Below are 11,467 nucleotides of genomic sequence, written 5' to 3' on the forward strand. Positions count from 1 at the left end.
TATTTAGATTGTACTTTGAAAAGGGGTGAAACCAATGAGCTTATTACAGGTAAAAGATGTAACTCATAGCTATCATTCTAAGAAGACTTTTAAGTGGAAGGCTCGATCCAATCAAGTGCTTACTGATATTTCCTTTTCTGTTGAAGAAGGAACATGTTTGGGGTTACTTGGTACAAGTGGAGCTGGTAAAAGCACCTTAGGGAAAGTGATTCTTGGCATACAACCTCCACAACAAGGTCAGGTTTTGTTTCAAGGATATGATATTTATAACGCCGATAAACGTACACAACGAAAAATACGTCGCGATATACAAGTTGTTTTTCAAGATTCATATTCATCGGTTAATCCCCGGATGACAGCTGAACAAATTATAAGTGAACCATTAGAGAACTACCAAAAACTAACCACTGGGGAACAAAGAAAAACAGTTATTTCGCTATTAGAACGAGTAGGATTAAGTGAAATGCACTTAAAAAAATACCCGCATGAATTTAGCGGTGGACAATTGCAAAGAATTAATATTGCAAGGGCAATTTCTCTTAAACCGAAGTTAATTGTTCTAGATGAATCGGTTAGTAGTTTAGATATGGTTACACAGAGCTTAATTTTAGAATTATTAAACGAATTAAAAGATGATTTTGGCTTATCTTATATTTTTATTACACATGATATTAAAGCTGCCTTTTCAATCTCTGATACTTTAGGGGTATTAGAAAAAGGGAAATTAATAGAGCTTTACGATTCAAAAGAACAGTTTTTTTCATCAAAACATCCTGTCGTCATGCAAATGAGAAAATCGATTCTTGCTGAGCATCCACGTTTTCGTTCACTTCCGACAAGAGTGAACAATGGATAGAGCAAAAAGGTTAAAGAATCTTTATAAGTGTGACTTTTTTGTGGTAGAGGGATAGTATAATAGTTAAATTATTGGTACTTCTCAAAAGAGGGTGCCTTTTTTATTGTGAAAAATTTCTGAAGCTTTCTTTTATGAGATGAGTTTGGCAGCCTGGTTAATTGTGAAGGGATTTAATAAGCAAAAGCTTTAATGTTTCAAATTTATCAGCGGCATAATAATGGCTAACCTCTGATGGGGGGGGACATCTATAATCAATGCAATAGAACTGCCCTAAAAAGGGGCAGCTGGTCAAAGTAATCCACCTTGTGAAGCTTAAGGGTGGATTACTTTTGTTTTTTAAAAGAGGAGAGGAGGCAATGACTTCACGCAAGGCAGACCTTAAGCAAATGTTATTTTTTCCACTAAATTAAAAGATTTACTAGTCGATTAGCAACGATAAGAGAACATGATCTACCCTTCCGGGAATGTAGAAATTGGTCTAAATAGGAGCTTTGTCACAAGTAGCATTTTATACTAATTAAGAAGTTGACCCACATTTCCATGTTTTCGATAGGAAGCAGGTGTTATGCCAATAAACTTTTTAAAGGTACGGTAGAAATGAGGTATACTTTCAAACCCGCACTGCTCAGCGATTGAAGCAATATTTTCATCTGTTTTAATCAAGAGGTCTTTCGCTAGTAATATCTTTTTCGTTGCAATATATTCTGTGATATTTAAACCGGTCATTTGCTTAAATACACGGCTAAGGTGTGCGGTACTAACATTGCCACAGGAAGCTAACGAATCGAGGGAGATTTCATGAGTGTAATGAGTCTCTATGTGATCTAATACGTCCTTAAACCAATTTGGCAAAATATTAATTCGCTCATCCCCCTCATCCTGATTAACCATCGAACGATTTAACGTAAGCAACAGCATTTGGAGTTGAAGTAACACAGAATGCTTAAAACCCACTTCTTTTTTTAGCATTTCATCATGCATATCCTTTAAAAAGTCCTCAACTTCTGTTTGCTGTGGCTCTAGAATGGAGTAACGATAATTACGGAGCCGAAGACTTTTTTCAAACAACTCTAAAAAAGAAAAAGCATCTCCTAAATTACGGTGTTGAACAAGAACTGGATTAAAGAAGATTGCCGTAGACGTTATAGGATTTTCTTTATCTGGGATAGCGTGATGAATCGTATTGCCAGGTAAGACAAACAAATCTCCTTTTTTCATCTCTTGAATTGAGTTATCAACAAAGAATGTTCCACTTCCGCCATAGACATAAACTAATTCAAACCAATCATGAATATGAATGGGTAACTCTTTTTGAGGGGTTTTGGTATCTTGGTAAACAATTTGAAATGGAAACAAGCTTTTAGGTTCAAATGATTTACGTACTGGCTTCATTAGAAAACACCACCAATTTTAGAAAATGTTAAATTAATAATATCAAAAAAGAGTATATTTTTGCAATGATACGCAATTTTTATTTCAATAATTGCTGATATACTGAAATAGTAAGCGTTAACAAAGAAGCAATTCAACTATATCGTATTGAAAACCGGAAAGAGGAAAGACCTGTTCATATAGTAAGTTATGAAAACGCTCCATTGTAAGCGGAGTCAATAAAGGACTGGAATATATTGACGGTTATTTCTCTAAAAGGCAGATTAAAAGTCGAATGAATTTATGGTATCTTAAATAATTGAAACAGTAAAATGACGTTTTAAAGAGATAAACTTGTCAGTTATCTGTGGATTATGCAGAATAAGTACCACCGTTCCATTAGAGATAACTAGTTGGATTGCTATTAAATGAAAAAGGGAGTGCATTACATGAAAAAATTACGTTCTACTTTATTTTTAAGCTCAATGATTGTTTTAGGATCTATTTTAGGTGCATGTGGTTCGGATTCAGCTAACACTGAATCAAATGATGACTCTACAAGTAATACCGGAACTGAAGAAGTATATTCTATTAATATTGCTTATGGAAATCAACCGGGTGAACCCATTGATGAAGCAGCTAAAAAGTGGAAAGAGTTAGCAGAAGAACGCAGTGAAGGCAGATTAGAGCTGAAGTTATATCCAAGTTCTCAATTAGGTTCTGAGAAGGACGTTGTTGAGCAAGCGATTATGGGAAGCAATGTTGTTATTTTAACTGGTTATGATTTTCTTATGGACTATGTACCAGACCTTGGGATTTTTACAGCTCCTTACTTAACAGATGATTTTGATGACCTTTTCTACTTAACAACAACTGACTGGTTTAAAGAATTAGAGGTTGAATTAGAAGGAAATGGTTTAGATATCGTAACAACAAAAACGATTTACGGGAAGCGTCACCTGATGACGACGAAGGAAGTAAAAACGCCTGAGGACTTAAAAGGCTTAAAAATCCGCGTACCTAATAACAATATGTATATTAACGTATTTGAGGCATTAGGTGCATCACCAACTCCAATGCCACTAGCCGACCTTTATACATCATTACAACAAGGAATGGTTGATGGAGCAGAAAATCCATTACCTGTACTGCAAGGTTCAAAAACAAATGAAGTTGCTAAATATTTAGCATTAACAGAACATACAAAAATTATCAGTCCTTGGATTGCAGGAACGGAATTCTTAAACGAGTTACCAGAAGACCTTGTGACGATTCTAAAAGAAACTGGCGACGAAGCAACTGAATATGGAAGTGAAATTTCAGAAGAGCTGTCAGAGCAAATTCTTGCAGATTTCGAAGCAGAGGGAATTACAATAAATGAAGTTGACTTAGAGCCATTTAAAGAAAAAGCACAAAGTGTTTATGATGCATTTCCAAACTGGACTCCTGGTTTGCATGACAAAGTTCAAGAACTATTAAACAATCGATAATTTAGGTGGAATGTAAGGGTCCTCATCCTTTAGGGCCCTTTTAAAAAATAGGAGGAGACCTATGGGGAAACTATTAAAAAAGTGGGTATTAAATATTGATGATGTAATCAGTGTTTCGGCATTATCAGGCATTATTATTATCACTATTGTAAGTGTTTTCCTACGATTTGTCGTGAATAGTCCGTTAGCATGGGCTGAAGAAGTGACGTTGGGATTGTTTGTTTGGTTAATTTTTGTCGGCGTCAGCTCTACGATGAAACGGCAAGGGCATATCGGAATCGATTACTTTGTACGAAGAATGCCTAATTCTGTACGGATTGTCGCCGAAGCACTTCGTTACTTTACGATTTATTTTGTTTGCATCGTTGTTTTCTTAATTATGGGCTTGCAATTTGCCATTCAAGCAAAGTTAAAAATTACACCCGTTCTAGGTATTAGCTATACAGCTATTGATATCGCTGTTCCACTTGGAGGGCTATTGGCTTGTGTCCATTTAACAATTCATTTAGTTAACGAAGCTAAAGCGCTTAGGAATAAGGAGGAAAACTAAAATGGCTTTATTTGTTACACTCTTTGTTTTAATAATCTTATTTTTCCTGAATGTTCCGATCTCATTTGCGCTTATTGGAAGTAGCTTTGTCTACTTTATGTTTAATGATAATTTTTCAAGCATGGTCTTAATTCAGCGAATGGTAGGCGGGGTTGAATCTTATCCACTATTGGCAATTGTTTTCTTTGTAGCAGCTGGGGTTTTAATGAATTATACAGGCATTACCCAAAGGATGTTAAACTTCGCCAATGTTATAACAGGTCATTTACCAGGTGGTATGGCAAAAGTGAACGTAGTGCTGAGTACGATGATGGGTGGTCTGTCCGGTTCTAATATTGCTGATGCGGCGATGCAATCAAAAGTATTGGTTCCTGAAATGGAAAAGCGTGGCTATTCAAAAGGCTTTGCGACAGCCCTAACAGCAGCTTCTTCTCTGATTACACCGATTATTCCACCAGGTATTGCGTTAATTATGTACGGATATGTCGGGAACGTCTCCATTGGTAAACTATTTTTAGCAGGGGTTATTCCAGGTATTGTATTATGTTTGTTAATGCTAGTACTAGTTGATTTAATTGCTAGAAAAAGAGGCTATGAAGTTAATTTGAATGCAAAACGTCCAAAAGTAAAAGAGGTTGTGATTGCTTCTAAAGATGCCATCTTAGCGATATTATTACCAGTTATTATTATTGGTGGGATCAGATTTGGTATATTTAGCCCGACCGAAGCCGGAGCGATTGCTGTTCTATATGCGTTATTTTTAGGATTACTTGTATTTCGTAAATTAAAATTTAGTGAATTAATTCAAGCCCTCATTGAGACAGTTTATACTGCAGCTTCTATTTTGATTATCATTGCCGCAGGATCAGCGTTTGCGTGGATTTTAACATTAGAGCAAGTTCCGCAGAAATTAACAGAATTTGTAACAAGCTTCGTTAGTAATCCATATATGTTTCTGCTTGTTGTGATGATTTTCTTACTCATTGTAGGAATGTTTATCGAAGGAAATGTTGCTTTAATTATTTTAACGCCATTATTTATGCCAATGCTGATGCAATATGGAATTGACCCGGTTCATTTTGGTATCTTTTTCATTCTATGCTTAAGCATCGGTACAATTACACCACCACTTGGCACGATTATGTTTACGACCTGCGCAATTACTGGTGCAAAAATAGAAGAGTTTATGAAGGAAATACTACCATTTTATTTAGTCCTTATTATTGCAGCAATCATCGTAGCATTTTTCCCAGCAATATCGATGTGGCTACCAACGGTATTGTTTTAAGTGATAAAAGAGAGAGAATCACAAACAATCCATATAAAAAAATGACGGCGTTGTGATAATGCCGTCCTCAGCTAATAAAAATAAAACAATTTTTGTGAAATGTTTCACAAAAAAACAGATAGTTTGAGTGGAGAGCTAAACATAGAGATGGAGGATTAACGATGAAGGTAATCACCTGCGAGGAACCAAAACAATTTAAACAAATGGAAGAGGAAATCCCAGAAGTCGGAAAAGGGGAAATTCTATTAAAAGTAAAGCGTATTGGAATTTGTGGTACGGATATCCATGCATATAACGGAGTGCAGCCTTTTTTCACCTATCCGCGAATACTAGGACACGAGCTTGCTGGCGAAGTCGTGAAGGTTGGAGCAGCAGTGGATGGTTTTTCGTCTGGAGACTTAGCAACAGTCATTCCCTATATGGAGTGCGGTACCTGCATTGCGTGTCGCAGTGGAAAAACAAACTGCTGTACCAATATGAAGGTACTAGGCGTTCATTTGGATGGCGGTATGAGAGAATACCTCCTCGTTCCAAGTGACCATACACTTAAAGTAAACCAGATTAGTCTTGATGAAGCTTCGATGGTTGAGCCGTTAAGTATTGGTGCCCATGCCGTTAAACGTTCAAAAATTCAAAAAGGGGAAACCGTATTAGTGATTGGTGCGGGACCAATTGGCTTAGGTGTGATGAGATTTGCTAAGCTCGCTGGTGCTAAGGTGATTGCAATGGACCTTAATGAGGACCGTCTTCAATTTTGCAAAGAGTGGGCAGATGTTGATGGGACGGTTAATGCCTCTAACAACATAGTAGAAGAAGTAAGCAAGCTAACAAATGGAGATTTTCCTACAACTGTATTTGATGCAACGGGAAACAAAGCATCGATGACCAACGCTTTCCAACTAGTTAGTCATGGCGGTCAATTAGTGTATGTAGGGCTAGTAAAGGATGAAATCTCATTTAATGACCCTGAATTTCATAAACGGGAAATGAGTTTACTAGGTTCACGTAATGCAACAAAGGAAGACTTTAGCTATGTTATTAACTGCATCGAGAACAAGCAAGTGAATGTCGATGCATTAATCACAAACCGTTCGACCTTAGCAAACTTAATTGATGACTTCGAAAGCTTCTTCGCTCCAGAAAACAAAGTAATCAAAGCAGTTGTAGAACTATAAAGGATAAAAGGTATCTAACCGCAGTGTTTTAAAAAAACTGCGGTTGAATACCTTTTATTTATGTTTATTTGAATCTTTTTTTCTACTGTAGAAAAAATTGATGTCTATCTCCGCTAGTACACCATTTGATCTCCTGCGTGAAGTTACGCAAAGAATTCCCTTTAACGAAATAATCAACTGGTACCTTTACCTTATATCTTCATTGACGTCATAAACTACGACCAATATAATGGAAGTATTACAATCGTAAGTTTAAGGGTGGGTTAGATGAAAAAGTTGCCTCAAATTTCAGAAGCAGAATTAGAAGTGATGAAAGTTATTTGGAAGCATCCTTCTATCAATACGAATGAAGTGATTGAAACGTTGTCCCATGTGAGTACATGGAGTCCTAAAACAATTCAAACGATGTTGTTACGGCTTATTAAAAAGGGTGCTTTAAGTAATCATAAAGAAGGGCGTGTTTTTGTTTACACACCAAATGTAGCTGAAAGTGATTATGTAGAAGGCGAGAGCCATAGTTTTTTAAATCGTTTTTATAATGGCGCCCTTAATTCAATGGTGTTAAATTTTTTGGAAAAAGATAAACTATCGGAAGAAGAAATTGATGAGTTGTACGAAATCTTAGAAGAACGTAAGAATAGAAAGAAGGAATAACATGGGGGATTCTTTCTTTACTCTCTTTCTTATCAGTAATATTTTAGTATCCGTCATATTAGGCATGATTCTCTTACTAAAGAAAGCAGCGAATAAGCAAATTACGGTTAGCGCTCACTATCATATTAGTTTAATTACACTTTTCATTTTAGTCGCTCCTTTTATTCCTTTTCGTTATTTTAATATAAATTTAGTTGAAAATTGGCTCATAAATTTTAGAGCAAACCATTCGATAAAAGCTGATAATCATGCCGATGATGGAACGACAGATACGATGAATCATGGTGCCAATTGGCTGCAAGACTTTTCAATGTCAATTGAGCAGTCTTCTATGGGGATACTGGATGCTGGCTTTTTCCTAGTGTGGGTAGTAGGAATAATTAGTATGTTAACAGTCATTTTACATAGCAACGTAAGAATAGGGAAAATGAAGAAAAGTTTGCAGGTTGTTAAAGATAAAGAGTTAATCATGCTTTTTAATCGTTGTAAAGAGGAATTAGCTATTCATAAAACGGTGGTGCTAGGGTATTGCTCTTGGATTAAATCGCCGCTTACCTTTGGGGTTTTCCAGCCGTACATTGTCTTGCCAAAAGAGATGTCCATGCTTTCGGTGGATGAGGTGAAATGTGTATTGCTGCACGAGTTATACCACTGTAAACGCAAAGATATGCTAGTAAATTATTTTATGTTCCTTGTTAAAACGGTTTATTGGTTTAATCCAATCGTCTGGTATTTTTTACGAGAATTGAAAACAGAGATGGAGATTTCTTGCGATTATGCCGTCTTAAAAACGTTAAATCAGGATTTACACCTACAATACGGTAAGGTTATCTTAAAATTTGCCTCCTTTTCTCAAGGCCGACCCTCGTTTTTAGCGGCTTCGGAAATCAGCAGTCCGTTCAAGCAAGTGAAAAGGCGTATTGTAGGGATTACTAATTTTGAAGTAGAATCCCAGCGGATAAAGATGAAAAGTATTTTTGTGTTAATTGCTGTTTTTTGTTTTTTATTGGTTAGTGCTCCAACGCTTTCTGCTTTGGCACTCCCGAAAGAAAACCATTCTTTCGGGAGTGCTACTATGAAGAACAAAGATTACATCAACCTTTTTGATGAGTTTTCAGGAAGTGCCGTGTTGTATGATTCGAGTAAGAAACAGTACAGTATATATAATCAGGAAGAGAGTACGACTAGATACGCACCTGCTTCGACCTATAAAATCTTCAATTCATTGTTTGCACTAGAGACTGGTATCATTACTAGAGACGATTCTCAGCTGATTTGGGATGGGACGCCACAACCATATGAGGAGTGGAACCAGGATCATGATTTATTCTCTGCTATGAAAAGCTCTGCGTCATGGTATTTTCAGGCACTTGACCAACAAATAGGCATAGAAAAACTGCAAAGTTATTTCAATGAAATAGAGTATGGGAACCGTCATGTAGCTGGTAATCTCTCTGATTATTGGCTAGATGGAACTCTTACAATTTCTCCTGTGGAGCAGGTAGACCTATTAAGAAAGTTTTACGATAATGAATTTATGTTTGAGCCAGATAATATTCAAATTGTCAAAGACTCATTACTTCTAGAAGAGAAAAAGGGTAAGCGTCTATTTGGAAAAACGGGAACGGCTGTTTTAAATGGAGAACAGATTGATGGTTGGTTTGTGGGGTATGTAGAAACTGTTGATAATACGATCTTTTTTGCCGTTCATATTCAAGGTGAAAAGCAGGCAGGTGGAAGCTCTGCAGCGAAAATCGCTCTTTCCATTTTAGAGAAGGAAGAGCTGTATTAATCGGGTTATAAAAGTTGTTAGGTAGTATCAAGTGTATATGAATGAGCCGCAGATTTGATAATCTGGGGTTTTTTGCGATTGAATTAAAAAAGTTTTACTAACCTAAGTAAAGAAAAAAAGATATTGACTTTAAATATTACACGTGTAATACTTTTAAATACTACATATGTAATATTTAAAAGATAGAGGAATGAGATGTGTTTCTTAAAGAGGAAAGTTGAACTTTTTACATACCATGAAGTCCCAATATGTCTTAGAGGAGAATGAATTATGAAGAAACGAAGAGCCTTACTTTTTTTAGCACTAATCGTTCTTTGTCAAGTTCTTGTCGGTTGCACTAAAGAAAAAAACTCACCAGAAGAAGGTTTTATGCATTTTTCAACTTTCTTGGAAAATGGTAACTATCACGAAATGTATGAACTTCTAACAAGGTCATCTAAGGAAGCAATTTCAGCTAATCATTTTATAGAACGCTATGAAAAAATCCATAGTGGGATTGAAGCAGAGGAAATTAAAATAGAACAGATAGCAAAAGAACAAGACGAAGAAAAAATATCAAAAAATGAGTCTGTCACCATCCCGTTCAAGCAAACGATGATGACGTTAGCAGGAGAAGTAACCACTCATTCTGAAGTAGAGATGGTTTTTGATAAAGAGGAAAAAGAATGGCATGTCGCATGGTCTCCATCATTAATTTTTCCACAATTGGATGAGGGAGATAAAGTGAGAATCGAAACTCTGCAGGCTAAAAGGGGGGAGATCTTTGACAGAAATCATTTGGGATTAGCTATAAATGGCCTGAACTATGAAATCGGAATTGTTCCTGAGCGAATGAAATCTGAGCAGATAACAGTAGCTAAAGTTGCAAACGTTCTAAATCACCCTGAAGAGTCGATAGTAGAGACCCTTAATCAAAAATGGGTAAAACCAGATATGTTTGTTCCTCTTTCAGCTATTCCAACAGATCAAGAAGACATGTTAGAGGCATTACGTGAAATACAAGGTGTGACATACCGAGAAGTAAGTGCAAGAGTGTATCCTTACAAAAATGCGAGCGCCCACCTGATTGGGTATATTGGCTCAATCACTTCTGAAGAGTTTGAAAAGCTAAGTGATCATGGCTATACGGCGAACGATAAAGTCGGGAAGGCTGGACTTGAGAAGATATTAGAACATAAGCTGCGCGGAGAAGAAGGGTGTTCTATTTATATTGTCGATTCACTAGGAAAGAGCAAGGTAGAGATTGCAAGGAAGGAGGCTGTGAACGGGGGGGATATTCAACTCACCATTGATGCCCACCAGCAAGAAATAATCTACAACAAGTTTGATGGGGAGGCGGGTACAGCCGTTTCATTGAATCCAAAAACAGGAGAGGTTTTATCATTAGTCAGCTCCCCTGCGTATAACCCTAACGATTTCATCCTTGGACTATCATCTCAGAAGTGGAAAAGTTTAAATGAAAATGAACATAAACCTCTGCTAAATCGCTTTACTCAAGCGTATGCACCAGGGTCTATCATGAAACCAATAACCGCAGCAATTGGGTTAAATCATCATTGGGATCCTTTTGAAAAGAAAAATATAGAAGGGAAACAGTGGCAGAAGGACCCATCTTGGGGTAATTACGCTGTTACGCGAGTGACGGCTGTTAATCCCGTTGATTTGACAGATGCGTTAGTCCATTCAGATAATATCTACTTTGCCCAAATGGCCTTAGAAATTGGGATCGACAATTTTATAAAAGGCTTGAATGCTTTTGGATTTAACGAGACGCTCCCGTTTTCGTATGGGATGTCGATGTCTACCGTTCATAATGACGGCATGAATTCAGAAATTCAATTAGCAGACACGGCCTACGGGCAAGGGGAATTACTTGTGACTCCTTTGCATTTAGCTTTAATGTACGCGCCATTTGTTACGAATGGTGTTATTCCTAAGCCCCTCTTATATAAAGAGGAAATTCCCTCCATCTGGAAAGAGTCTATTATAAGTGAAGAACAAGCAGCGAAAATACTTGCAGATCTAACAGCGGTTGTAGAGAGGGGCACCGGTGCCGCTTCGAAGCTAGAACAGATTAGGCTAGCGGGAAAAACAGGGACCACAGAATATAAACAATCTCAACAAGAAGCAGGGAAAGAAACCGGCGGATTTATTGCAGTCAACCCAGATAATTCGGATTTAATTATGTTAATGATGATTGAAAATGCAGAAACTCGCGGTGGCAGTAAATATGTTGTTCCTAAGGTTATGGAGATTTTTGAAGAATTGCTTTAATAAAAATTCATTCAAGC

Annotated in this window: 9 protein-coding genes; 8 read left to right on the top strand and 1 reads right to left on the bottom strand. The window is 36.9% G+C overall.

Translation table 11 applies throughout. The features are described 5' to 3' along the window. Positions 1 to 34: 34 nt before the first annotated feature. On the top strand, positions 35 to 856 hold the full coding sequence (nikE, locus tag CEF19_RS18850) for a nickel import ATP-binding protein NikE (RefSeq protein WP_100407495.1): 822 nt from the start codon (positions 35 to 37) through the stop codon (positions 854 to 856). Between the two features lie 513 nt (positions 857 to 1,369). Here nikE and CEF19_RS18855 read toward each other — a convergent pair. Next, positions 1,370 to 2,248 (bottom strand): AraC family transcriptional regulator, encoded by an 879-nt coding sequence (locus CEF19_RS18855; RefSeq protein ID WP_100407496.1) that lies wholly within the window; start codon positions 2,246 to 2,248, stop codon positions 1,370 to 1,372. Between the two features lie 428 nt (positions 2,249 to 2,676). Here CEF19_RS18855 and CEF19_RS18860 point away from each other — a divergent pair, with 428 nt between their 5' ends. The 7 genes from CEF19_RS18860 (at position 2,677) to CEF19_RS18890 (ending at position 11,450) form a co-directional block, all read left to right on the top strand. After that, positions 2,677 to 3,717 (top strand): C4-dicarboxylate TRAP transporter substrate-binding protein, encoded by a 1,041-nt coding sequence (locus CEF19_RS18860; protein WP_100407497.1) that lies wholly within the window; start codon positions 2,677 to 2,679, stop codon positions 3,715 to 3,717. 61 nt (positions 3,718 to 3,778) lie between these two features. Further along, positions 3,779 to 4,267: a TRAP transporter small permease gene (locus CEF19_RS18865; RefSeq protein WP_100407498.1), complete on the top strand. Its 489-nt coding sequence runs from the start codon at positions 3,779 to 3,781 to the stop codon at positions 4,265 to 4,267. A 1-nt stretch (position 4,268) separates the two neighbouring features. After that, on the top strand, positions 4,269 to 5,555 hold the full coding sequence (locus CEF19_RS18870) for a TRAP transporter large permease (protein ID WP_100407499.1): 1,287 nt from the start codon (positions 4,269 to 4,271) through the stop codon (positions 5,553 to 5,555). A 161-nt stretch (positions 5,556 to 5,716) separates the two neighbouring features. Then, positions 5,717 to 6,730 carry a zinc-binding alcohol dehydrogenase family protein gene (locus CEF19_RS18875; protein WP_100407500.1) on the top strand — a complete coding sequence of 338 codons (1,014 nt, stop codon included), beginning with the start codon at positions 5,717 to 5,719 and terminating at the stop codon, positions 6,728 to 6,730. 267 nt (positions 6,731 to 6,997) lie between these two features. Continuing rightward, positions 6,998 to 7,384 (top strand): BlaI/MecI/CopY family transcriptional regulator, encoded by a 387-nt coding sequence (locus CEF19_RS18880; RefSeq protein WP_100407501.1) that lies wholly within the window; start codon positions 6,998 to 7,000, stop codon positions 7,382 to 7,384. Position 7,385: 1 nt separating this feature from the next. After that, positions 7,386 to 9,176, top strand: a complete 1,791-nt coding sequence (locus CEF19_RS18885; RefSeq protein ID WP_100407502.1) for a BlaR1 family beta-lactam sensor/signal transducer — start codon at positions 7,386 to 7,388, stop codon at positions 9,174 to 9,176. Positions 9,177 to 9,446: 270 nt separating this feature from the next. After that, a complete protein-coding gene (locus CEF19_RS18890) occupies positions 9,447 to 11,450 on the top strand; it encodes a penicillin-binding transpeptidase domain-containing protein (protein WP_100407503.1) in 2,004 nt (667 codons plus the stop codon). Positions 11,451 to 11,467: the final 17 nt, after the last annotated feature.

Source organism: Bacillus solitudinis (assembly GCF_002797395.1).
Taxonomy (GTDB): Bacteria; Bacillota; Bacilli; order Bacillales; family Bacillaceae_D; genus Halalkalibacter_A; species Halalkalibacter_A solitudinis.